This is a genomic window from Amycolatopsis sp. NPDC114505, from assembly GCF_055633615.1.
Genome location: NZ_JBVKDV010000004.1, coordinates 302,999 through 324,838, shown reverse-complemented (window position 1 = coordinate 324,838; position 21,840 = coordinate 302,999). Strand labels below are relative to the sequence as shown.

Annotated in this window: 22 protein-coding genes; 12 read left to right on the top strand and 10 right to left on the bottom strand. The window is 71.7% G+C overall.

Translation table 11 applies throughout. The features are described 5' to 3' along the window. Positions 1–6 precede the first annotated feature (6 nt). Both ACZ7OU_RS39705 and ACZ7OU_RS39700 read right to left on the bottom strand, forming a co-directional pair. Positions 7–462 carry a hypothetical protein gene (locus ACZ7OU_RS39705; RefSeq protein WP_470259246.1) on the bottom strand — a complete coding sequence of 152 codons (456 nt, stop codon included), beginning with the start codon at positions 460–462 and terminating at the stop codon, positions 7–9. A gap of 87 nt (positions 463–549) precedes the next feature. Further along, positions 550–1,374: a lysophospholipid acyltransferase family protein gene (locus tag ACZ7OU_RS39700; protein WP_470259245.1), complete on the bottom strand. Its 825-nt coding sequence runs from the start codon at positions 1,372–1,374 to the stop codon at positions 550–552. 156 nt (positions 1,375–1,530) lie between these two features. On the opposite strand from ACZ7OU_RS39700, the gene ACZ7OU_RS39695 reads away from it, so the two are divergent. Together ACZ7OU_RS39695 and ACZ7OU_RS39690 are read left to right on the top strand one after the other, a co-directional pair. Continuing rightward, a complete protein-coding gene (locus ACZ7OU_RS39695; protein ID WP_470259244.1) occupies positions 1,531–4,026 on the top strand; it encodes an FtsK/SpoIIIE family DNA translocase in 2,496 nt (831 codons plus the stop codon). Between the two features lie 36 nt (positions 4,027–4,062). Then, a complete protein-coding gene (locus ACZ7OU_RS39690; protein ID WP_470259243.1) occupies positions 4,063–4,491 on the top strand; it encodes a hypothetical protein in 429 nt (142 codons plus the stop codon). Here the strand turns inward: ACZ7OU_RS39690 and ACZ7OU_RS39685 are convergent. The 3 genes from ACZ7OU_RS39685 to ACZ7OU_RS39675 form a co-directional block, all read right to left on the bottom strand. Next, positions 4,484–5,095, bottom strand: a complete 612-nt coding sequence (locus tag ACZ7OU_RS39685) for a nitroreductase family protein (RefSeq protein WP_470246200.1) — start codon at positions 5,093–5,095, stop codon at positions 4,484–4,486. The two genes, ACZ7OU_RS39690 and ACZ7OU_RS39685, sit on opposite strands and share 8 nt — an antisense overlap. Before the next feature lie 50 nt (positions 5,096–5,145). Then, positions 5,146–5,580: a phospholipase gene (locus ACZ7OU_RS39680; protein WP_470246201.1), complete on the bottom strand. Its 435-nt coding sequence runs from the start codon at positions 5,578–5,580 to the stop codon at positions 5,146–5,148. A 145-nt stretch (positions 5,581–5,725) separates the two neighbouring features. Then, positions 5,726–6,229 carry an amino-acid N-acetyltransferase gene (locus ACZ7OU_RS39675; RefSeq protein WP_470246202.1) on the bottom strand — a complete coding sequence of 168 codons (504 nt, stop codon included), beginning with the start codon at positions 6,227–6,229 and terminating at the stop codon, positions 5,726–5,728. Between the two features lie 149 nt (positions 6,230–6,378). Here ACZ7OU_RS39675 and rimO point away from each other — a divergent pair, with 149 nt between their 5' ends. The 7 genes from rimO (at position 6,379) to ACZ7OU_RS39640 (ending at position 13,915) form a co-directional block, all read left to right on the top strand. Beyond that, positions 6,379–7,815 carry a 30S ribosomal protein S12 methylthiotransferase RimO gene (rimO, locus tag ACZ7OU_RS39670; protein ID WP_470246203.1) on the top strand — a complete coding sequence of 479 codons (1,437 nt, stop codon included), beginning with the start codon at positions 6,379–6,381 and terminating at the stop codon, positions 7,813–7,815. After that, positions 7,812–8,462, top strand: coding sequence for a CDP-diacylglycerol--glycerol-3-phosphate 3-phosphatidyltransferase (pgsA, locus tag ACZ7OU_RS39665; protein WP_470259242.1), 651 nt, complete (start codon positions 7,812–7,814; stop codon positions 8,460–8,462). Before rimO ends, pgsA begins: the two co-directional genes overlap by 4 nt. 352 nt (positions 8,463–8,814) lie before the next feature. Continuing rightward, positions 8,815–9,312: a CinA family protein gene (locus ACZ7OU_RS39660; protein ID WP_470259241.1), complete on the top strand. Its 498-nt coding sequence runs from the start codon at positions 8,815–8,817 to the stop codon at positions 9,310–9,312. A 99-nt stretch (positions 9,313–9,411) separates the two neighbouring features. Further along, on the top strand, positions 9,412–9,870 hold the full coding sequence (locus ACZ7OU_RS39655; protein WP_470246206.1) for a helix-turn-helix domain-containing protein: 459 nt from the start codon (positions 9,412–9,414) through the stop codon (positions 9,868–9,870). Positions 9,871–10,189: 319 nt separating this feature from the next. Then, positions 10,190–11,032, top strand: coding sequence for a PspA/IM30 family protein (locus tag ACZ7OU_RS39650; RefSeq protein ID WP_470246207.1), 843 nt, complete (start codon positions 10,190–10,192; stop codon positions 11,030–11,032). A gap of 29 nt (positions 11,033–11,061) precedes the next feature. Further along, positions 11,062–12,054 carry a phage shock envelope stress response protein PspM gene (gene pspM / locus ACZ7OU_RS39645; protein ID WP_470259240.1) on the top strand — a complete coding sequence of 331 codons (993 nt, stop codon included), beginning with the start codon at positions 11,062–11,064 and terminating at the stop codon, positions 12,052–12,054. 415 nt (positions 12,055–12,469) lie between these two features. Then, the gene (locus ACZ7OU_RS39640) at positions 12,470–13,915 is read left to right on the top strand and encodes an allophanate hydrolase-related protein (RefSeq protein ID WP_470259239.1); all 1,446 of its coding nucleotides are present in this window, start codon (positions 12,470–12,472) and stop codon (positions 13,913–13,915) included. On the opposite strand, the gene ACZ7OU_RS39635 is transcribed toward ACZ7OU_RS39640, so the two are convergent. From ACZ7OU_RS39635 to ACZ7OU_RS39615, 5 genes are all read right to left on the bottom strand, one after another. Beyond that, positions 13,881–14,924: a quinone-dependent dihydroorotate dehydrogenase gene (locus ACZ7OU_RS39635; RefSeq protein ID WP_470259238.1), complete on the bottom strand. Its 1,044-nt coding sequence runs from the start codon at positions 14,922–14,924 to the stop codon at positions 13,881–13,883. The genes ACZ7OU_RS39640 and ACZ7OU_RS39635 overlap by 35 nt on opposite strands. Positions 14,925–14,989: 65 nt before the next feature. Further along, positions 14,990–15,550: a GNAT family N-acetyltransferase gene (locus ACZ7OU_RS39630; protein WP_470259237.1), complete on the bottom strand. Its 561-nt coding sequence runs from the start codon at positions 15,548–15,550 to the stop codon at positions 14,990–14,992. A gap of 385 nt (positions 15,551–15,935) precedes the next feature. After that, positions 15,936–16,982, bottom strand: coding sequence for an adenosine deaminase (gene add / locus ACZ7OU_RS39625; RefSeq protein ID WP_470259236.1), 1,047 nt, complete (start codon positions 16,980–16,982; stop codon positions 15,936–15,938). Positions 16,983–17,107: 125 nt separating this feature from the next. After that, positions 17,108–17,917 carry a DNA-formamidopyrimidine glycosylase family protein gene (locus ACZ7OU_RS39620; RefSeq protein ID WP_470246213.1) on the bottom strand — a complete coding sequence of 270 codons (810 nt, stop codon included), beginning with the start codon at positions 17,915–17,917 and terminating at the stop codon, positions 17,108–17,110. A 3-nt stretch (positions 17,918–17,920) separates the two neighbouring features. Further along, complete coding sequence (locus tag ACZ7OU_RS39615) at positions 17,921–18,814, bottom strand: ParA family protein (RefSeq protein WP_470246214.1); 894 nt, start codon at positions 18,812–18,814, stop codon at positions 17,921–17,923. A gap of 106 nt (positions 18,815–18,920) precedes the next feature. Here ACZ7OU_RS39615 and ACZ7OU_RS39610 point away from each other — a divergent pair, with 106 nt between their 5' ends. The 3 genes from ACZ7OU_RS39610 (at position 18,921) to ACZ7OU_RS39600 (ending at position 21,740) form a co-directional block, all read left to right on the top strand. Then, positions 18,921–19,646: a methyltransferase domain-containing protein gene (locus ACZ7OU_RS39610; RefSeq protein ID WP_470259235.1), complete on the top strand. Its 726-nt coding sequence runs from the start codon at positions 18,921–18,923 to the stop codon at positions 19,644–19,646. Between the two features lie 108 nt (positions 19,647–19,754). After that, positions 19,755–20,969 (top strand): DNA polymerase IV, encoded by a 1,215-nt coding sequence (gene dinB / locus ACZ7OU_RS39605; RefSeq protein WP_470259234.1) that lies wholly within the window; start codon positions 19,755–19,757, stop codon positions 20,967–20,969. Between the two features lie 363 nt (positions 20,970–21,332). Beyond that, positions 21,333–21,740: a DUF3040 domain-containing protein gene (locus ACZ7OU_RS39600; RefSeq protein ID WP_470246216.1), complete on the top strand. Its 408-nt coding sequence runs from the start codon at positions 21,333–21,335 to the stop codon at positions 21,738–21,740. Positions 21,741–21,840 lie beyond the last annotated feature (100 nt).

Here is a 21,840-nt window from a genome sequence, read left to right as displayed (position 1 = left end):
ACGGCGTCAGCAGCCCTGGCGGCCGCTGTCGATCACGTAGTACTGCTCGTGCCAAAAGACCCAGCCGATGGCGGCCACACAGCGGTTCGCCGTGCCCGTGACACCTTTGGGGCCCGCGTAGTACGCGTAGTTGCCCGTGTCCGGAGTCGACGAGCGGTCGGGGGTGCACAGCTGACCTTCGCCGCTGGTTTCGACACAGCGCTGGATCTTCACCCAGGTCTCCGCGGCCACACCGTAGGTGGCGCCGCGGTGGTAGAAGCAGGCGCTGTTGGTCCCGCCGTTGGAGCTGTTGTAGTAGATCGTCAGCTCGCCCAAGCCGAGGGTGCCGCTGCTGCTGTCGTAGGTCTTCGTCCCCGAGCACGACACCGCGGCGTTCGCCGGTGCCGCCGTGACGGCTCCGGTGGTCAGCACGATGCCGAGCACAGCCAGAACCGAGCCCACGGTCTTCGCGATCCTTCGCATGGAAACCTGCCCTTTGCGTCGCCGACGAGAACGCGGCACTCACGTCCGTGGCGGGAAAAGGGTTTAGCCGGTGCGCGAAACCCCAGCTCAGAATCCGGACTCGGGCCGCTGAGGTTTCCACGGGCTGACGGTGTCCGTCGGCCGCGTCGGGTCGTGGAAGCGGGGCCGGTCGAGCTCGCCCGCGCGCAGCGGGACCAGGCCGTCGGTGATCGCCTGCATGATCTTCGCGTGCGCGCGCACCCCCGCGCCCGGCCGCTCCGGCTCGACGTCCGACAGGTCGACCGGGTCACCGAAGTGGACCCTGAAGCGGGGCCGGCGCAGGGGAGCGCTGAGCCCGGAGCGGGCGAGCGGGATCAGGTCGGCCGGGCCGTTGACGGTCTCGGTGCCCCAGTAGACGGCCTCGTGCGCGCCCCACTGGCTGATCGGGATCACCGGCACGTCCGCGGCCAGCGCGAGCCGCGCCGCGCCGGTCTTGCCGCGCTCCGGCCACAGGCCCGGGTCGTGGCTGATCCGGCCCTCCGGGTAGACGATGATCGGCTCGCGCGTGGTCTTGAGCGCCTCGACGGCCTCGGCGAACTGCCCGACGGCGGTCGCGGCGACCTTCCGGTCGACCCGCAGGTGGCCGCTGACCCGCAGCGCAGGCCCGATGACGGGGGCGTCCAGGATGCCGCCGGCCAGCATGAACCGCGGGTTGATGCCGATCCGCTTGCACGCCGCCATCAGCACGAACGCGTCGAACACGCCGATGTGGTTCGCGGTCATCAGCAGCGGCTTGCCGCGCAGCCGCGCCGGGATCCGGCCGGAGACGGTGAGCCTGCCGACGAGGTTCACCAGCCCGCGGTCGATGTTCAGCATGGTCCGCCAGATGGCGGGGGCCCGGCGGGAGGTGTTGTCGGAGTGCAGCGCGACCATGGGGCAGAGCATGGCAGACGCCGGATTCACCCGGATGCGCACTGGCCGGATCGGTTCACCCGGATGGTCGCTCACGGACCGCGGTGAGGCAGAAGTTCACCCTGGGCCGAGAGTGGCGCATGGGACGAACGGCCACGGCCGGTTACCGTAAAGGGCATGGCTGGGTCGGCGACGAGGAAGCGAAGCACGGGAAGCGGCGCGAAGGGGGCAGCGGCGCGTAAGCCGCGTACACCCGCGAAGCCACGTACGTCGTCCGCTCGCAAGCCGGCTCCCCGCTCGCGCCGCAAGACGCCCGGGATCTTCGGCAAGGGCGTCCGCGGCACCTGGAACCTGCTGGCCAAGGGCATCGGCACGCTGGCCAGGACCGTCGGCCGCACCCGCGAGCTCGAGGCCGAACACCGTCGGGACGGCCTCGCGCTCGGCCTGATCGCGCTTGCCATCGTCGCGGCCGTCGGGGTCTGGTGGCGGGCCGCCGGGCCGATCGGGGCCGGCGTCGAGATCGCCACCCGGTCCGTCCTCGGTGCCGGGGCCGTGACGCTCCCGCTGGTCCTCACCGTCGTGGCCGTCGCGCTGATGCGGTCCGAGCCGCACCCCGAGACGCGGCCGCGGATGGTGATCGGCACGATCATGGTCGTCCTGTCCGTGCTCGGGATGCTGCACATCTTCACCGCGCTCCCGGGCACGAACGACGGCCGGATGTACGCCGGCGGCATCATCGGCGCCTTCTCCGGCGGCCTGCTGACCATGGGCGTCACCACCTGGGTGGCCGTCCCGATCCTGATCCTGGCGCTGGTCTTCGGCGTGCTCGTGTTCACCGGCACGCCGGTGCGGGAGATCCCGACCAGGCTGCGCAACTGGGGCCTCGACGAGGAAGAGATCGCCGAGGCGGAGCAGCAGTCCGGGTTCGCCACCGACGAGGACGCCGTCACCGAGGCCGACCCGAAGTCCGCGCGCCTGCGCAAGCCGTCGCGCCGCCGCCAGAGCAGCGGCGACCACGACGGGGAGCAGCTCGACATCGACGCGATGCTGGCCGAGCCGCCGACGCCGATCAAGCCACCCAAGGCGAGCACAGTCGTCCCCAAGCCGGCCGAGGTGCCCGAGAAGAAGCCGAAGAAGGCGCCGGAACCGCCGCTCGCCGTCACGCGGACCGTCGAAGGCGACTACCAGCTCCCGCCGCCCGACCTGCTGAAGCTCGGCGACGCGCCGAAGTCCCGCAGCAAGGCCAACGACGCCATGATCGAGGCGATCACCGGCGTGCTGGAGCAGTTCAGCATCGACGCGCAGGTCACCGGCTTCACCCGCGGCCCGACGGTCACCCGCTACGAGGTCGAGCTCGGGCCGGGCGTCAAGGTCGAGAAGATCACCGCGCTGACCAAGAACATCGCCTACGCGGTGGCCACCGACAACGTCCGGCTGCTGGCGCCGATCCCCGGCAAGTCCGCGGTCGGCATCGAGGTGCCGAACTCCGACCGCGAGATGGTCCGCCTGGGCGACGTCCTGCGCGCGCCGACCACGGTCAAGGACAACCACCCGATGGTGATCGGCCTCGGCAAGGACATCGAGGGCCACTTCGTCACCGCGAACCTCACGAAGATGCCCCACCTGCTGGTCGCGGGGTCCACCGGGTCCGGTAAGTCGAGCTTCGTCAACTCGATGCTGGTGTCACTGCTCGCGCGGGCGACGCCGGACGAGTGCCGGATGATCCTGATCGACCCGAAGATGGTCGAGCTGACGCCCTACGAGGGCATCCCGCACCTGATCACGCCCATCATCACCCAGCCGAAGAAGGCCGCCGCCGCGCTGGCCTGGCTGGTGGAGGAGATGGAGCAGCGCTACCAGGACATGCAGGTCAACAAGGTCCGGCACATCGACGACTACAACAAGAAGGTCAAGTCCGGCGAGATCACCGCGCCGCCGGGGTCCGAGCGCGAGTACCGGCCCTACCCCTACATCATGGCGATCGTCGACGAGCTCGCCGACCTGATGATGACCGCCCCGCGCGACGTCGAGGACGCGATCGTCCGGATCACCCAGAAGGCCCGCGCCGCCGGCATCCACCTGGTCCTGGCCACGCAGCGGCCGTCGGTCGACGTCGTGACCGGCCTGATCAAGACCAACGTGCCTTCGCGGCTGGCCTTCGCGACGTCGTCGCTGACCGACTCCCGGGTCATCCTCGACCAGCCGGGCGCGGAGAAGCTGATCGGCATGGGCGACGCGCTCTACCTGCCGATGGGCGCCGGCAAGCCGGTCCGCATCCAGGGCGCGTTCGTCGGCGACGAAGAGATCTCCGCGGTCGTCAACTACGCCAAGGATCAGGCGCAGCCGGACTACCAGGACGGCGTCACCGCGCAGAAGGCCGGCGAGAAGAAGGAGATCGACCCGGACATCGGGGACGACCTGGACGTCCTGCTGCAGGCGGCGGAGCTGATCGTGACGTCCCAGTTCGGCTCGACTTCGATGCTGCAGCGCAAGCTCCGGGTCGGGTTCGCCAAGGCGGGCCGGCTGATGGACCTGCTGGAGAGCCGGGGGATCGTCGGCCCGTCGGAGGGCTCGAAGGCCCGCGACGTGCTGATCAAGCCGGAGGAGCTGGAAGGCGTCCTGTTCATGATCCGCGGCGGCGACCCGGTCCCGGCCGACCCGGACGACGAGTAGTGCAACCCGCCGGCGGGTCTGTTCCGTCCTGAGCACATGGACCCGCAGCGCATCGCAGCCGGACTGTTCGCCATCGCCGTCGTCGCGGTGGGCGCCGGGAGCTCGGTCGCCTCCGGGCAGCCGGTCCCGGCCCGGCCGGCGGCGCCGTCGACCGTCAGCACCGCGCCGGAGGGCGACGTCACCCTGCGCCTCGGCCAGGAAGCCGCGATCCAGGGGAAGGACCTGTCGGTCCGCTACACGCGCCTGGTGAGCGACTCGCGGTGCCGCCCGAATATGACGTGCATCTGGCAGGGCGAGGCGACGCTCGCCTTCCTGCTGAGCGAGCCCGGCCGCGGCGAAAGCACCACGGCCGAGCTGCACAGCGGCCCGCGCACCGGCCCCCAGGCGACCTCGTTCGCCGCCAACCGCGTCGAGCTGGTGTCGGTGAGCGAGGACGGCCTGACGGCGACGGTCCGGGTCAGCTGAGGGGCGTGCCCCAGTGGTCGAGGAAGGCCACTTCGGACAGCGGTGTGCGCGGCGCCGGCTTGAAGTCCGGCACCGTCGTGTACGCCACCGGCAGCAGACCGACCTGCGTGTGGCCGTCCGGGATGCCGAGGATCTCCGCGGCTTCGGCCTCCCGCGCCAGGTGGTACGTCGTGAGCGTCGAGCCCAGCCCGCGCGAGCGCAGCGCCAGCTGGAAACTCCACACCGCCGGAAAGATGCCGCCGTAGAAGGCCGCGTCGACCGCGTTGTCCCCGGCCGGGCGGCCGGCCACGACCGGGATCACGAACACCGGGACGCGCTCGATCACGTCGATCAGGTGCCGCCCGGAGGCCAGCGCCCGCGAAGGCGCGGCACTCGCCCGCTCCGCCAGGTAGGCCTCGCCGACTTCGCGGAAGATCGCGCCGAGCCGGTTCTTCACGTCCTGGTCGCGCACCACGAGCCAGCGCCAGGCCTGGACGTTGCCGGGCGTCGGCGCCTGCAGCGCCAGGTTCAGGCACTCCTCGATGACCTCGGGTTCCACCGGCCGGTCGAGGTCGAGCTTCCGGCGGACCGCGCGGGTCGTGCTGAGCAGGTGGTCGATGTCCATGCACCTATCCTGACGGGCCCGGGCCGGTCGCGCGGCCCGGGCCGCCGGCGTCAGCTGCCGAACTTGCGCACGGCCTGGTAGTACGTCCACGCGGCGGCCTTGCAGGCCACGTTCGAGCCGCAGACGCTCTTCAGGTCCGAGTACAGGTTGTCGTCGATCTTCAGGCGGTTCGCCTCGGAGAAGCGGCCCTGCTTCTTGTAGTTGCGGTAGCCGAAGTCGTGCCGGTGGCAGCCCGGCAGGAACTTCCAGCCGAACGGGTTGTCCGGCGCCCACGAACAGCCGTCCGAGGACCAGTCGAGCTGGCCGTTGTAGGGCGCCTGTCCCCGGATCGTCTCGAAGTTCGAGAGCGAGGTCGAGAAGAGGTACTGGTCGGTGACCGTCGGGATGTCGACGGCCGCCGCGGTACCGGCGCCCAGCAGGGCACCTCCGCCGACAGTCGCGGCCACCGCGATGGTGGCCCCCAGGTTCCGCAGTGTCGAACGCATCGTTGTGTTGTTTCCTTGCTGATCAGGGGACGGATGTGCGTGATCAGCATCGGCTCTCGGGTGGCGCGCGTCACCGCCCGAAAGAATGTTGTCGGGAAACTTTCAGAGTTCGGGCGCAGTAGGGGTGGTACTGACGCCCGTGTGGTCAGAGCTGGAGCAGCATCCGCGAGTTGCCGAGCGTGTTCGGCTTGACGTACGGCAGGTCGAGGAACTCGGCGACGCCGGTGTCGTGCGAGCGCCGCATCTCCTCGTAGACCTCGTGCGAGACCGGCGTCCCCTGGATCTCCACGAAGCCGTGCCCGAGGAAGAAGCTCGTCTCGAACGTCAGCACGAACAGCCGCCTGAGACCCAGCTCACGCGCTTCGTCGATCAGGCGGGCCACGAGCACGCGCCCGACCCCCTGGCCGCGGACGGCCTTGTCGACCACCACCGTGCGCAGCTCGGCGATGTCCTCCCAGAGCACGTGCAGCGCGGCCGCGCCGACGACCTCGTCGCCCACCTCGGCGACCCAGAACTCCTGGACCGCTTCGTACAGCGTGACCAGGTCCTTCTCCAGCAGGACGCGACCCGCGTCCGAGTCGACCAGGGCCTTGATCTTGCGGACGTCGGCGATCCGCGCGCGGCGGACGGCGGGGGAGGCGGACGGCACGATCGTCAACCCTGCCACATCGCGCGGCGCCGGCTTCTCCGGCACAACTGCTTTTCGGGGGTCCGGGCGGCGAAGCTCCCGGCCCCGGTTGTCGCGACCGGGCCACGCCGTCGTCGGCCCGCCCGGGACCGGCGGCTACCCTGAACGTCGTGCCTTCTCCTGCCACTGACCCTGCCGCCACCCGACGCGTCTCCCTGCTGACCCTGGGCTGCGCCCGCAACGAGGTCGACTCGGAGGAGCTGGCGGGCCGGCTGGCGGCCGGCGGCTGGGAGCTGGCGGCCGATCCGGAGGACTCCGACGTCGTGGTGGTCAACACCTGCGGCTTCGTCGAGTCGGCCAAGAAGGACTCGGTCGACACCCTGCTGGCGGCGTCCGACACGGGCAAGAAGGTCGTCGCGGTCGGCTGCATGGCCGAGCGCTACGGCCACGAGCTCGCCGACAGCCTCCCCGAGGCCGACGCGGTGCTGGGCTTCGACCACTACGCCGAGCTCTCCGACCGCCTCGACGACGTCGTCGCGGGCCGCAAGCTCGCCTCGCACACCCCGGGCGACCGCCGCAAGCTGCTGCCGATCAGCCCGGTCCAGCGGCCCGCCGCGGCCGAGACCGTCGAGGTCCCGGGCCACGCGCAGCACGGCTGGGGCCCGCGGGTCCTGCGCACGCGCCTCGACGACGCGCCGGTGGCCGCGCTGAAGATCGCCTCCGGCTGCGACCGGCGCTGTTCGTTCTGCGCGATCCCGTCGTTCCGCGGCTCCTTCGTCTCGCGGCAGCCGGACGAGGTCGTCGCCGAGGCGATGTGGCTGGCCGAGCACGGCGTCAAGGAGCTGTTCCTGGTCAGCGAGAACTCGACGTCCTACGGCAAGGACTTCGGCCGCGACGGCGCCACCGCGCTGGAGCGGCTGCTGCCGCGGCTGGCGGAGATCGACGGCATCGAGCGCGTCCGCGTCTCCTACCTGCAGCCGGCCGAGACGCGCCCGCAGCTGGTCAAGGCCATCGCGACCACGCCGGGGGTCGCCGAGTACTTCGACCTGTCGTTCCAGCACTCCAGCGAGCAGGTGCTGCGCCGGATGCGCCGGTTCGGCTCGACGGACTCGTTCCTCGCGCTGACCGAGCAGATCCGCGAGTACGCGCCCGAGGCGGGCATCCGCACCAACGTGATCGTCGGCTTCCCGGGCGAGACCGAGCACGACCTGAGCGAGCTCGAACGCTTCCTCACCGGCGCGCGCCTCGACGCGGTCGGCGTCTTCGGCTACTCCGACGAGGACGGCACCGAGGCCGAGGGCTTCGACGGCAAGCTCGACGCCGACGAGGTCGCCGCCCGCGTCACCCGGATCTCCGCGCTGGTCGAGGAGCTGACCGCGCAGCGCGCCGAGGACCGGATCGGCACCTTCGTCGACGTGCTCGTCGAGCTGGACGACGACGGCGAGCTCACCGGCCGCGCCGCGCACCAGGCCCCCGAGGTCGACGGCGAGTGCGTCATCCTCGACGCGCCCGAGAAGGTGCAGGTGGGTGACTTCCTGCGCTGCGAGGTCGTGGACTCGGCGGGCGTGGACCTGGTCGTCCGCGCGGTACCGGACGCCGACCGGTGAGTGCGCTCCCGAGCGACGCCGCGGACGAGGGCCTGACCCACGCCGCCGGCGACGCACCCGCGCAAGTTCCCGAACCGACCCCGGTTCCGACCCTGAACCTCGCGAACCTGCTGACGTTGTCGCGGCTGGTCCTGGTACCGCTGTTCATCGCGGCGCTGTTCGTCGGCGACGGCCACGACACCACCTGGCGCGCGATCGCCACCGGGCTGTTCGCGATCGCCTCGGCGACCGACCAGCTGGACGGCTGGGTGGCCCGCAAGTACGGCCTGATCACCGACTTCGGCAAGATCGCCGACCCGATCGCGGACAAGGCGCTGACCGGCGCCGCGCTGGTCGGGCTGAGCATCCTGGGCGAGCTGGGCTGGTGGGTCACGATCGTGATCGCGGTCCGCGAGATCGGCGTCACACTGCTGCGCTTCTGGGTGATCCGCCACGGCGTGATCCCGGCCAGCCGCGGCGGCAAGGCCAAGACGATGGCCCAGATCGCCGCGATCACGGCGTACCTGCTGCCACTGCCGGCCGGGGCGGACCCGGTGCGGTGGGCGCTGATGGGGCTGGCTTTGGTGCTGACGGTGGTGACGGGCGTGGACTACCTGGTCAGGGCCGTGCGGTTGCGCGCCGCCGGGCGCCGCGTCACCGGGAGCTGACAGTGGCCGACGTGGCCGGTTCGGCGGCCGGCGAGGCTGGCGGCCGCGGTCCGGCAGCTGGCGAGGCCGGTTCGGCGGCCGGCGAGCTTGGTGGCCGTGGTCCGGCAGTCGGCGAGTCAGGAGTGCACGGTTCGGCGGCTGGGGAGGCTGGTGGCCGTGGTTCGGCAGCCGGCGGGGCTGGCGAGGCCGGTTCGGTGGCTGGTGAGGCCGCGGCCGTGATCCAGCAGCAGGCGAGCTTGGCGGCCGAACCCCGGCAGCCGGCGAGGCCAGCCGGCGAAGCGCCTCGGAGGCCGGCGAAGCCGAGCCGAAGACCGGGGCCGAAACGCCCGGCACCCCTGCCGGAGCCCCGCGAATGACCCCTTCGCGACCCGCCGTAAGCCCAGGCGACGAGCAAGCCGCCGCGCTGATCGCCGCTCTCACCGGGCGGGGCGAGACCGTCGCGGCCGCCGAGTCGCTGACCGCCGGGCTCGTCTGCGCCACCCTCGCCCGCGTGCCCGGGGCGAGCGCCGCCCTGCGCGGGGGCCTCGTCGTCTACGCCACCGAGCTGAAGACCGCGCTGGCCGGGGTCGACGCCGCCCTGCTGGCCGAGCACGGCGCCGTCCACCCCGAGGTCGCCGCGCAGCTGGCCGAAGGCGCGCGGGACCGGTGCGGGGCCACCTGGGGCCTCGGGCTCACCGGTGTGGCCGGGCCGGCCGCCCAGGACGGGGTCGCGCCGGGGACCGTGCACGTCGGGCTCGCCGGGCCGGGAACACGTACAGTCCGTACCCTGGCCCTCAACGGCGACCGGGACTTGATCAGAACCCACTCGGTCCGGGCGGCGTTTTCCCTGCTCGGGGAACATCTGACGTGAATCGGGCGTTCGCCCTTGGCGTACGGGCACACCAACTCCTGCGCTCGGGGCGCCGCTCTGGGTAACGTAGGGGGTACTTGTACGGAAGGGAGGCGCGTGATGACCGTGCTGTTGCGTGAGGCGATCGGTGATCGGCTCCGTCATGCCCGCACCAACCAGCGTCGTACGCTGCGCGACATCTCCCGCGCCGCCAGGGTCAGCCTCGGCTACCTCTCGGAGGTGGAACGGGGCCAGAAGGAGGCGTCGAGCGAGCTGCTCGCGTCCATCTGCCAGGCCTTGGACCTTCCGCTCGGCGAACTGCTGCACAAAGTGGCAGCGGACGTTTCGGCCCTCGACAACGTCGAGGTCGCACCGGTCGGCGAGCGGATCGGTGAGGGCGCGCCCCGGGAGAAGGTGCCCGAGCGCGGTGCCTCGGCCGGCATCGAAGGCGGCCGCCTGATGTCGGAGCTGATCGGCAACGACCTGGCCGACCTGCGGGTTTCCCCGGCGCCACGGATGAACACGACCCTGCGCACGACGATCGGGCAGCCGAAAATGGCCTCGACGATCGCCGCGTAGGGCGCATCGAACGCGAAGACGGCCCCGGGCAACCCGCCCGGGGCCGTTTGCGTTATCACTCCGACCGGAGGCAGGCGGACGCGTTCCGCGACCGGTCGGTTTCCGCCGTGGCCGCGGTCGGATTGGTAACGAACGGCCCAGTACCACCAGGGGTGATCAGGGACGAACCCTGAAATCCCCCGGGGTCGCCTGGAACGGACGTGGCCGACCTGACACGATGGAACCCAACGCCGGGGTCGGTGCGTTGCATGTGCAGGGGAGCGACGCCCCACACCCCGAGTACCTAGGCCCGTGGGACGCAAGAAGGCAGGCGGAGGAGATGGCCAACCCGTTCGTGAAGTTCTGGAAGTACATGATGGCGGCGTTCTCGTCGAAGATCGACGAACACGCCGACCCGAAGGTACAGATCCAGCAGGCCATCGAGGAGGCGCAGCGCAACCACCAGGCGCTGACGCAGCAGGCCGCCTCCGTGATCGGCAACCAGCGGCAGCTGGAGATGAAGCTCAACCGGCAGCTCGGCGACGTCGAGAAGCTGCAGGCCTCGACCCGGCAGGCCCTCGTCCTCGCGGACGAAGCCCGGTCCAAGGGTGACGAGCAGAAGGCCGTCGAGTTCGAGAACGCCGCGGAGAGCTTCGCGACGCAGCTCGTCACGGCCGAGCAGAACATCGAGGACCTGAAGACGCTGCACGACCAGTCGCTGCAGGCCGCGGCCCAGGCCAAGAAGGCCGTGGAGCGCAACTCGCAGATGCTGCAGCAGAAGCTGGCCGAGCGCACGAAGCTGCTCTCGCAGCTGGAGCAGGCGAAGATGCAGGAGCAGGTCTCCGCTTCGCTGAACCAGATGAGCCAGCTGGCGGCGCCGGGCAACACGCCGTCGCTGGAAGAGGTCCGCGACAAGATCGAGAAGCGCTACACCACGGCGCTCGGCTCGGCGGAGCTGGCGCAGAACTCGGTCCAGGGGCGCATGATGGAGGTCCAGGCCTCCACGACGCAGCTGGCCGGGCACTCGCGGCTCGAGCAGATCCGCTCGTCGATGCGCGGTGACTCGGTCGCCCAGGTGACCGACGGCGGCAAGGCGGCCCAGCAGCCGGCCAGCAGCTCGGCCGACATCCAGCGCGAGATCCAGGCGCGCGTGCAGGCCGAACAGGGCAAGAACCCGGCCTGACGCGGGCAGCGAGTTCGAAGGGGGCGAGCATGGGGCAGCAGGGCAGACGACGCGACTTCGGCGAGTTCAGCGCGAAGCTGGAGAAGCACATCGAGAAGCTGCCCGACTACGCCGTGCGCGCCCAGGAAAAGCTCCAAAAGGTGCAGAAGTACTTCCCGCCGGCCGACCAGGCCGGCGGGAAGCCCGCACCGCAGCGTCCCCGGCCCAACCCGCTGCAGCGGCCGCCGGTGCGCCGGCCCGACGTGTCGGCGACGTTCTCGACCATGGCGAACCAGGTCCCGGCGTTCGCCGAGGCCCGGGCGAAGTGGGACCGCTGGAACCACCCGGCCGCGAAGCACGAGCGTCGCAAGCGCCGGACATCGCGCGCGATGACGCTGTGGATCCTGCTGACGATCCTGTGCGGCGTCCTCGCGGTCTCGGCCGGGCTGGGCTGGATGAGCGCGACCGGCGCCGCGATGATGCCGCAGGCGATCATGGCGTTCGCCGGAGCCGTCGTGTTCGGCACGTTCGGCGTCCGAAGCGGACTCAAGCTGCGTGAACTGAAGCGCACCCCGCTCCCGGCCGCACCGGCCGGCCCGCCGCCGCTGCCGCCCGCGGGGTCCGCCGCGCGCGAGCCGATGGAACGGCTGGCGGAGTGCGAGGCCTCCTTGGGTGAGCTGCTGCGTCAGCTCTCCGTTCCGTCCTCGGTGGGCACGGTGCCGGTGTCCGAAGTGTCCGTCGCGGACGCGGGGCAGACCGCGACCGAAGCCGCGGCCGCCCTGCGCGGCCTGGCCGGCCGCATCCAGGCGATCGAGCGCGGCCGCAACTCCGCCCCGGCCCGCGAGCAGGCGGCCTTGGACGCGGCGGTCGGCAAGCTCCGCGAACAGCTCGAAGACGGCCTCGAGGGCTACCGCGGCCTGGTCGCCGCGGCCGGCCACACGGTCGCCGCGTCGAGCGACGGCCTCGTGACGTCCAAACAGGCCCTCACCGACGCCACCGACCGCCTGGCCGGCCTGGCCATGGCCCTGCGCGAACTTTCCTGACCCACCCCCCGGCGTGTTTGAAGGGTCGACACGCGTGATTGAAGGGTCGACACAGCCGGCGGGCTCGTGTCGACCCCCGAATCACGCGTGTCGACCTCCTGATCACGCGGATTCGGGCGTCGCTGGGCCGTTGGGATTTGAAACTCGGCCGTTCGGGTGCCGGATCCGGCGGTTTCCGCCCTTCGTCACCCGGCGTGCGTGATCGTGCGTTTCACCCCGGCGTCGCGCCCTGTTCACCCCTTGGTCCCGAAACCCGCGCGTAATCGGAAACCGCTGGCTACGGAAACGTCGACCACCTAACGTTTCTGTCATGCATGTAGAGGTGTCACTCGCCGGGAGGCCCGCCGTGCTTTGAGGATCGCCGGTGCCGACCGTACACAGTGGACTTTCTCGATCGCCGAGGGAAGGACGCCCCGTGAACACGCTCCCGCCGGACCCGGATCCCACCCCGCCGACCCCGCCCACAGCCTCGCAGCGCGTCATCGCGGCCTTCGAACGCATCACCGAGGCCAACCGTCCCGAACTCTGGTCCACCCTCCGCGCCGTCGAAGACGTCCTCGTCGACGCCAAGGCCGTCGAAGAGCGCGTCCAGGCGGGGGAGGACCTGCCGCTGGCGGGCACCGTCTTCGCCGTGCCGGAGCTGATCGACGTCGCCGGGCAGCCGTCCGGCCGGTCGGTCCCCGAAACCGGCGCCACGGTCGTCTCGCGGCTCACCGCCGCCGGCGCCGTCGTGCTGGGCAAGACCGGGTGCGCCACCGTGGCCTCGGCCTGGGACCGGACGAAGACCGGCGGCCGCGGTGCCGCCGTCGCCGTCGCGCTCGGCATCGTCGACCTGGCGCTGAGCACCGCGGGCGCGGTCCCGGCGGCCCTGAACGCCGTCGTCGCGCTCAAGCCGACCCGCGGCCTGCTGCCCATGACCGGCGTCCGCTCCGCCGACGCCGTCTCGGTGTACACGGACGGCCTGGTCGCCGGCCGCCGCGCGCTCGCCCTGATGACCGGACCGGACGGCATCTCCCCGTCCCGCAGCTGGCCCGCCGACACCCGCCTCGGCGCCGGTGAGCACCCGCGCGTCGCGTACGCGCGTGACCTGCCTTTGGGCCCCGCCGCGGCCATCGCGTTCGAGAACACCGTGAAGCGGCTGACGGCGGCGGGAGTCGTCCTCGAACCGGTCACCGTCTCGGGAGGGGTGCCCGACGGCTTCGACGCGCTCCTCCTGCCCACCGTGCCGGACCACCCGGAGCTCGCCGAGGCACTGGCCGACCCGGCCGCCGTCAACCACCGTCTCGCCGGCTGCACCGCCTTCGCGAACCTGCTCGACCTGGCGGCGGTCACCGTCCCGGTGCTGCCGGGCGACAAGCGCCCGTTCGGCGTCACCTTCCTGACGCGGGCGTTCGAGGACCAGATCGGCCTCGACCTCGCGACCGTCTGCACCGACGAGCCCATGACGCCCTACCCGGAACCGGGTGAGGACGTCGTCGTGTTCGGCGCGCACCTGCGCGGCCAGCCGCTCAACTCCCGGCTCACCGAGCTCGGCGCCCGGTTCACCCGGCCGGTCCGGACCACCGAGAGCTACCGGATGGTGCTGCTGGACACCGAACCGCCGCAGCCGGGCGTGCTGGACCACGCCGAAGGCAGCAGCCTCGACGGCGAAAGCTGGCGGCTGTCCCCGGCGGCGTTCGAACGTTTCGTCACCACGCTGAAGGAACCGTTCGTGCTGGAGCGGGTCGAGCTCGACGACGGGTCCCGGCCGCTCGCGGTCCGGTGCGCCGCGATGACCGGCGGGACCGGTCTGGACCGCTACGAATCCTGGCGCGGCTACGTCCGGTTCACCTCGACGGCCGGGCCGCGAGACCCCGGCTGACCCGGCGCACCAGGCCCGGCCCGTGCAGCGCGAACCCGCTGTAGAGCTGCACGAGCGACGCCCCGGCGTCCATCAGGCGGACGGCGTCGTCCGGGCCCATGATCCCGCCCACGCCGATGATCGGCAGGCTCCCGCCGGTGTGGTCGTGCACGAACCGCACGACCTCCGCCGCGCGGGTGGTCAGCGGCCGGCCGGACAGGCCTCCCCCCTGTCCGGCCAGGCTGCTCTCCGCGGGCGCGATGCCGTCGCGGGCGAGCGTCGTGTTCGTGGCGATGATCCCGGCGACGCCGTGCTCGAGCGCGACCTCCAGCAGCTCGGCGAGGGCGTCGTCGGTCAGGTCGGGCGCGACCTTCACCAGGATCGGGGTCGGCGTGGCCGATCCGGCGAGCTCCGCGGCCGTCGTGCGCAGCTCACCGAGCAGTTCGCCGAGCGCGGCGCGGTCCTGCAGCTGCCGCAGCCCCGGCGTGTTCGGCGAGCTGACGTTGACGGCGAAGTAGTCGGCGTACGGGTAGAGCGCACGCAGGGAGAAGCGGTAGTCCTCGACGGCGTCCGCGAGGGGCGTGACCTTCGACTTGCCGATGCTGATCCCGAGCGGCACGCCCGGCTTCCCGTCGCGGGCGAGCTTGGCCGCAAGCGCTTCCGCGCCCTCGTTGTTGAAGCCCATCCGGTTGATCACCGCGTCGCTGGCGGGGAGGCTGAACAGCCGCGGCTTCGGGTTGCCCGGCTGGGCCAGCCGCGTCACCGTGCCGACCTCGACGAAGCCGAAGCCCAGCGCGGCCCACGCGGGCAGCGCGCGGCCGTTCTTGTCCATCCCGGCGGCGAGGCCGACGCGGTTGGGGAACCGCAGGCCCAGCACGGTCACCGGGTCGTCGACCCGCAGGGCGCCGCCGACCGCGGGGGCGAGCTTGCCGAGCCGGGCCAGGACGCCGATCGTGCGCTCGTGCACCAGCTCGGGGTCGTGGTAGGAGAGCCGGTACAGCGCCGGGCGGACGATCTTGTCGAAGAACACGCCCCCATGCTGCCAAACCGCGCGAAAGCCGCGACCGGAGCGTCACCCCCGCGTGAACGGGACCACTAGTCGCGGTCCTTCCACTCGTCTTCGAGCATCGCGTAGACCAGCTCGTCGGTCCACTCGCCCTTGACGATCTCGTTCTCCTTGAGGTGCGCTTCCCGGCGCATCCCGAGGCGTTCCATCAGCGCGGCGGAGGCTTCGTTGCGGCCGTCGCACCGGCCGATGATGCGGTGCAGCCCCAGATCTTCGAAGCCCAGCCGCAGCAGTTCCGTGGTCGCCTCGGCGGCCAGGCCCTTGCCGTGGTGGTCCGGGTGGAAGACGAACCCGATCTCGCCCTGCCGGTGCTCGCTGCTGAGCCACTCCAGGTTCAGGTCGCCGATCAGCTGCCCGGTCGCGGCCAGCTCGACCGCGACGGCCAGGAACTGCCCTTCCTTGGTCAACGTCGAGCTGTGCACCCGTTTCGCCAGCGCCGCGGCCGATTCGGCGCGGCTGCGCGGGCCCCAGTAGAGGTAGCGGGCGACGTCGGCGCGGGACTGGAAGGAGTTCAGCGCGTCGAGGTCGCCGGGCGTGAACGGGCGCAGGAGCAGGCGTTCCGTGGTGACCGGGTAGTCGGGCCGGAGCATGCTTCCAGGCTAGCGACCTTCAGCCGTCCGGGGGACGGAACGGCATTCTGCGTTCAGCGAATCCGGGCCCGGATCGCCGGGCGGTCGTCCGGCGTCGGCAGGCGGTTTGACCTGCACAAATGAGCGCATTAAGGAACCCCCGGGGTGTCTCTCAAGCGCCGTCAAACGCTTGAGCCCGAGCCGGACTGGTGCTCGAAAACCCCGGGGGCACGGTGACTGCCTGGTATTCGCTATCAGGCATCACGTGGAGCAGGCGATGAGCCGAAGGTGGCTCAGCTGTAACGCTGCTCAAAGTCCTCCACGTGCCATCCGCTAGCGGACAGCCACCTCACAAGTCCTGTTGGAATACAACTTAGGACCACCTCCTCTCTTGTGTACTGCCACGCTAGGCGAAGTTCCCGGTGTCCGGCAATGTCATTTCTCCGATCTCACTCCGCAGACCGGCCTTGCGCTCCTCGCCGAGGAACGACGCGTCGACGGCGTTCTCCGCCAGCAGCACCAGTTCGGCCGCGCTCAGCCCGAGGGCTTCGGCGACGGCGACGTACTCGCCGGTGAGCGTGGCGCCGAACATCGGCGGGTCGTCGGTGTTGAGCGTGACGACGACGCCGTGGTCGAGCATCCGCCGCACCGGGTGCGCGGCGACGCTCGGGACCTGCCCGGTGCGCACGTTCGACGTCGGGCAGACTTCGAGCGGGATCCGGTGTGCCGCAAGGTGTTCCAGCAGGGCCGGGTCGGCGGCGCAGCTGGTGCCGTGGCCGATGCGCTCGGCGCCGAGGTCGTGCAGCGCGGACCAGATCGTGGCCGGGCCGGTGGTTTCCCCGGCGTGCGGGACGCTGTGCAGCCCGGCTTCCCTGGCCCGGGTGAAGAACGGCTCGAACCGCGCGCGCCCGACACCGAGCTCCGGGCCGCCGAGGCCGAAGGACACCAAGCCCTCGGGGCGTTCGCGCAGCGCGAACACGAGCGTCTCCCGCCCGGCCTTCGTGCCCTTTTCGCCGGGAATGTCGAAACACCAGGCGAGCTCGACGCCCAGTTCGGCGGCGCGGGCCCGGCCGGAGGCGAGCCCGGCGAGCAGGTCGTCGCCGGGAACGCCGTCGAGCAGGTGGTTGTAGGGCGTCACGGTGACTTCGGCGTAGCGGCAGTTCTGCGCGGCGAGGTCCGCGGCCAGGCCCGCCACGAGCGTGTGGACGTCGTGGCGGTCGCGCACGAGCGAGGTGACCGCGAGGTAGACGGTGAGGAAGTGGGCGAAGTCGCGGAAGGTGAAGAACTCCGCGAGCTCGCGTTCACCGGTGGGGACGCCGGCGGACGGCCGCCGCCGGGCCAGTTCCCGGACGGTGGGCAGGCTCGCCGAGCCGACGAGGTGGACGTGCAGTTCGACCTTGGGCAGGGCGTGCGCGAACGCGCGCAGCGCCTGCCCGGGGCGGATTCCGGGCATGACTGTGCTCCCTGGGGTGCGGAAGAAGGGTGACGGAAAGGGCGCGGGCGGCTCAGGGAGCGAGGTCGCCGCGTTCGGTGTCGGCCCCGTAGAGCGGGAGCTTGAACGACGTCACGGCGCCGAGTCTACTGCGCCGGAGCCGGGCCGTGCTGGTCCTTCGGGCAGAACCACGTCGGCCGCCGCTGGACGTCGTGGCCCTGGGTGCGCACCTGGACCTTGCCGCCGCAGCGGAAGCAGCCCTGGCGGGTGCGCTCGTAGACCCAGTTCTTGCGGTTGCGGTCGAGGTGGCCGGTGGTGCTCTGGTCGAAGCGCCCGGCGGAGGCGTTGGCCAGCAGCAGCTTGCGCGCGAGGGCGACCGTGCGGCCGGCGTCCACTTCGGACACCGGCGTCCACGGCGTCACGCCGAGCAGGAAGGCGATCTCGCACTTGTAGAGGTTCCCGACGCCCGCCATCACGCGCTGGTCGAGCAGCGCGAGGCCCAGCTCGCGCCCGGGATCGGCGGCCAGCGCCGCCGTCGCGCGGGCCGCGTGCTCGTCCGTCCACTGTGGATCCAGCAGGTCCGGGCCGAGGTGGGCGACGAGGTCGCGTTCCTTCGGCGTGGCCACGAGCTTGAGGTCGTGGACGCGGAAGCCGATCACCTGGACGTCGGCGGCGGTCAGGACCACGCGGGCGTGGTGACCGGGCCGGCGCCACTTCGCGCCGGCCGGGTAGACGTCCCACATGCCGTCCATCATCAGGTGCGAATGCAGGGTGAGGTCGCCGGAGAAGCGGGTGAACAGGTGCTTGCCGACCGTCCCGACGCCGAGGACCTCGCGGCCGGTGAGGTCCACAGTGGCCAGCTGCGGTACGCGGAACTGCCCGCGCAGCAACGTCTTCCCCGCGATCGCCCGGTCGAAGCGCTTCCCGACGAGGTACACGGTGTCACCTTCGGGCACGGCTCACCCCGCGGATTCGGACACCTCGGCCGGGGCCTCGGGCGTCTCCGGGGCCGGGCCCTCGGGCCAGTCCGGCCCCTCGGGCTCTTCGCCGGCGATGCGGTGGCGGCCCGCCCGGTTGGAACGCAGGATCTTCGCCAGCACCATGTTGAACGTCAGCGCGATCTCCTGCGCGCCCGGCGAGTGCCACTCGTGGATCGGGCTGCACGCGCCCTGGGCCTGCTGCACCGCGAGCCGGTCGGCGATCGCCGTCGGCATCACCAGCGAGCCGAAGTTGTCGCGCAGCTCGGCGATCCGGAACTGGTGCTCGTAGGACCGCACGCGCAGCTTGTTCACCAGGACGCCGATCGCGCGCAGGTCCGGGTTGAGCTCCTTGCGGATCTTCTCGATCGCTTCCAGCGCCCGGTTCGCGCCGGCGACGGCGTACATCGTCGGCTCGGTGACGATCAGCGCGCTGTCCGCGCCGACCAGCGCCGACTTCGTCAGCCGGCCCAGCGACGGCGGGCAGTCCAGGATCACCAGCTCGTACGGCGTCTCGCGCAGCGGCGTGCGGTGCAGCTCGTCCAGCGCGCGGGAGAAGTTGGCGAGCCGCTCGCTGTCGGCGTCGGGGTCGTTGAGCAGTTCCAGCTCTTCGGTGCCGACGAGGACGTCGACGTCCTCGCTCCAGACGCTCGGCGCGATGGCGCTTTCCAGCGTCTCGCGCGTCGGGTTCTCGAGCACGTCGGCGAGGGTCGCGTCGGTGTACGGCGGGTCGAGCGAGGTCGTGGCGTTGCCCTGCGGATCGAGGTCCACGACCAGCGTCCGGGTGCCCCTACGCAGGGCGGCGGACGCGATACCGAGAGCTACCGTCGTCTTGCCGACGCCTCCCTTGAGGCTGAGTACGGCGACCGTGTGCACGTTCACCAGCCTACGGGTGCGGGCGAGGCGCGCCGCCGGGCAAGGGGCGTTCACTCGAAGGGAGGAGCCGGGGAGGCGGGCCGGGGCGGGCACTACCCTGTGCGGCATGAAGACGGAGACCGTGGCGGCCCGGGGTTCGGGCGCCGTCCGCCGGGTGCTCGAGGCCGAGCTGAAGGCCGCCCGCGCCCGGGGCGCCGAGCACCCCCGCGTCGTCGACGTGGGCGGCGGCAGCGGCGGCTGGGCGGTGCCGTTCGCGGCGGCGGGCTGCCGGGTGACCGTGGTCGAGCCGAGCCCGAACGCACTGGCCACGCTGCAGCGCCGGGCCGAGGAGGAAGGCGTCTCCGACCTGATCACGGTCGTCGCGGACGACTCGGACGCGCTCGGCCGGCACGTCGAGGCCGGCTCGGCCGACCTGGTGCTGGCGCACGGGCTGCTGGAGATCGTCGACGACCCGGCCGCGGTGCTCGGCGCGCTGGCCACGGCGGTCGCGCCGGGCGGGGCGGTGTCGGTGCTGGTCGCGAACCGGCACGCGGCGGTGCTCTACCGCGCGCTGTCGGGCCGGGTCTCCGAGGCCCAGCGGCTGCTCGAGAGCACGGACGGGATCGTCCCGGGTGACACGGTGCTGCGCCGGTTCGACGCCGAGGGGCTGCGCGCCCAGCTCGTGGCCGCGGGCCTGGACGTGACGCTGCTGCAGGGCGACCGGGTGATCTCGGACCTGGTCGGCGGCGACGTCCGCGAAGACGAGCTGGCCGAGTTCGAGCGGGTGTCGGCCGGGGTGCCGGCGCTGCGGGACGTCGCGAGCCGGCTGCACGCGGTCGCGCGCCTCGCCTGACCTCTTTCCGGCGGGTTCCGGCCGTCGTGCTCGCGCTTGATCCGAAACTGTCGGTGGTGGCCGGTAGCGTCCTGGGGTGTGGGGCGAAATGCTGAGCTGCCAGGTGGGATGGGCCGGTTCCGCGTCCGGCCGGGTGAACCGCCGCCGGACGACACCGGCTGCGGGATGCTGCACGTCGACATGGACGCGTTCTTCGTGTCGGTCGAGCTGCGCACCCGGCCCGAGCTGGTGGACAAACCGGTCGTCGTGTCCGGTGGCGGGCCGCGGGCCGTCGTGGCGGCGGCGAATTACCCCGCGCGCAAGTTCGGCGTGCGCTCGGCGATGCCGTTCTCGACGGCGAAGCGGCTCTGCCCGCACCTGATCAACATCCCGCCGACCGGCGGGCTCTACAGCGAGGTCTCCCGCGGGGTGATGGAGATCTTCCGCGAGCTGACGCCGCTGGTCGAGCCGCTGAGCCTGGACGAGGCGTTCCTGGACGTCAGCGGGGCGTTGCGGCGCCTGGGCGCGACCCCGGCGTCGCTGGGGGCGCGGATCCGCTCGCGGGTCGAGGCCGAGCACGGGATCACGTGCTCGGTCGGCGTCGCGAAGGTCAAGTTCGTCGCGAAGCTGGCGTCGGGCATGGCGAAGCCGGACGGCATGGTCGTCGTGCCCGCGGCGGAGACCCTGGCGTTCCTGCACCCGCTGCCGGTGTCGGCGCTGTGGGGAGTGGGGGCCCGCACGGAGGAGCACCTGCGCCGGCTGGGGCTGGGCACGATCGCCGACGTCGCGGCGTTCCCGCCCGAACGGCTGAAGAAGTCCCTGGGGACGGCGGTGGGCGAGCACCTGTACCGCCTCGCGCACGGCGTCGACGAGCGCTCGGTGGTCGTGGATTCGCCGGAGAAGTCGATCGGCGCGGAGCACACGTTCGACGTCGACCGCCATTCCCGGGCCGAGCTGGGCCTGGAGCTGCTGCGCCTGGCTTCGCGCGTGGGGGCGACGTTGCGTTCGCGGGGCGTGCGCGGCCGGACGGTCTCGATCAAGGTCCGGTTCGCGGACTTCCGCACGATCACCCGCGCCCGCACGCTGGTCTCGGCGACCGACGTGGCGCGCGAGATCCACGCGGTGGCGGTGGCGTTGCTCGCGGAGCACGCGCCGACGGGAGCGGTCCGGCTGATCGGGGTGCGGGTGGAGGGCCTCGACACGGGGGAGGCGGGGGAGCAGCTGGTGTTCGAGTCCCCGGCGCCGAGGTGGCGCGACGCGGAGGTGGCGGCGGACGTGGCGAGGTCGAAGTTCGGCTCCGCGGCCGTGCGACCGGCGTCGCTGCTGGGGCCGCGGGAGGAGTGATGGGGCTTGCTCTGGGGGTTGAGTGCGTACTGGTTCCGCCGATCTTCGTGTCGCGCGCTGAATCCGTCGGCTCGAGCCGGCACCCCGCATTTCGCCTCGCGCACGCCGCGTGATCTTCGGCTCGACAGCCATCCCCCACATCGCCGCTCGGGCCGTGAATCGGTCACTTTCGGTGGCGGTGACCGTCCGCAACCCCGCTCCGGCGGGATTTAGCCCAATTCGATCCCTTCTGGATGCGGGATCGGGTAGTCGTCCGGGCGCGGGCCTCGTATCCTGGACAGTGCCACCCCGCCTGGGGTTGGCTGTTGGGTCCAGAACGTTGCGCGGCCCGGCGCCCGCGACAGCTGTGCCGGAGGAGGAAAGATGCCACTCTCCGAGCATGAGCAGCGGCTGCTCGATCAAATCGAGCGCGAGCTCTATGCCGAGGACCCCAAGTTCGCATCCACGGTGCGTGGCACCCGGTTGCGTCGCCCCGCTCGCCGACGGCGTATCCAGGGCATCGCCCTGTTCGTAGTGGGCGTGGCCCTGCTGGTGCTGGGCGTGGTGGTGCCGCAGTTCCGGGTGGCCGACATCCCGCTGATCAGCGTGCTCGGGTTCCTCGTGATGTTCTTCGGGGTCATGTTGGCCGTCACATCGATCCGGCACGGCGCCGAATCGGACGGCAAGGGCGGGGGTGGATCGGGATCTCGCGGGGCCAAGCAGGCGGGCCGCCGGAGCTCCTTCACCCAGCGCATGGAAGAGCGCTTCCGCCAGCGCTTCGAGGAGCAGTAGCGCCGCAAGACCAAGGGATCCGCGTTCCGCCGCTTGGCGGGACGCGGATCTTCTTGTGTGCTCGACCACTCCGGTGGTCCCGCTCCGGCGACGGTGACGC

Coding starts and splice junctions, on each gene's coding strand:
- pspM (WP_470259240.1), top strand. CDS start 11,062: ATGGGGCAGCAGGGCAGACGACGCGACTTCGGCGAGTTCAGCGCGAAG.
- ACZ7OU_RS39650 (WP_470246207.1), top strand. CDS start 10,190: ATGGCCAACCCGTTCGTGAAGTTCTGGAAGTACATGATGGCGGCGTTC.
- ACZ7OU_RS39655 (WP_470246206.1), top strand. CDS start 9,412: ATGACCGTGCTGTTGCGTGAGGCGATCGGTGATCGGCTCCGTCATGCC.
- ACZ7OU_RS39705 (WP_470259246.1), bottom strand. CDS start 462: ATGCGAAGGATCGCGAAGACCGTGGGCTCGGTTCTGGCTGTGCTCGGC.
- ACZ7OU_RS39690 (WP_470259243.1), top strand. CDS start 4,063: ATGGACCCGCAGCGCATCGCAGCCGGACTGTTCGCCATCGCCGTCGTC.
- dinB (WP_470259234.1), top strand. CDS start 19,755: ATGGGCCGGTTCCGCGTCCGGCCGGGTGAACCGCCGCCGGACGACACC.
- ACZ7OU_RS39630 (WP_470259237.1), bottom strand. CDS start 15,550: ATGCTCCGGCCCGACTACCCGGTCACCACGGAACGCCTGCTCCTGCGC.
- ACZ7OU_RS39685 (WP_470246200.1), bottom strand. CDS start 5,095: ATGGACATCGACCACCTGCTCAGCACGACCCGCGCGGTCCGCCGGAAG.
- ACZ7OU_RS39660 (WP_470259241.1), top strand. CDS start 8,815: ATGACCCCTTCGCGACCCGCCGTAAGCCCAGGCGACGAGCAAGCCGCC.
- ACZ7OU_RS39680 (WP_470246201.1), bottom strand. CDS start 5,580: ATGCGTTCGACACTGCGGAACCTGGGGGCCACCATCGCGGTGGCCGCG.
- ACZ7OU_RS39700 (WP_470259245.1), bottom strand. CDS start 1,374: ATGGTCGCGCTGCACTCCGACAACACCTCCCGCCGGGCCCCCGCCATC.
- ACZ7OU_RS39695 (WP_470259244.1), top strand. CDS start 1,531: ATGGCTGGGTCGGCGACGAGGAAGCGAAGCACGGGAAGCGGCGCGAAG.
- ACZ7OU_RS39600 (WP_470246216.1), top strand. CDS start 21,333: ATGCCACTCTCCGAGCATGAGCAGCGGCTGCTCGATCAAATCGAGCGC.
- add (WP_470259236.1), bottom strand. CDS start 16,982: ATGCCCGGAATCCGCCCCGGGCAGGCGCTGCGCGCGTTCGCGCACGCC.
- ACZ7OU_RS39610 (WP_470259235.1), top strand. CDS start 18,921: ATGAAGACGGAGACCGTGGCGGCCCGGGGTTCGGGCGCCGTCCGCCGG.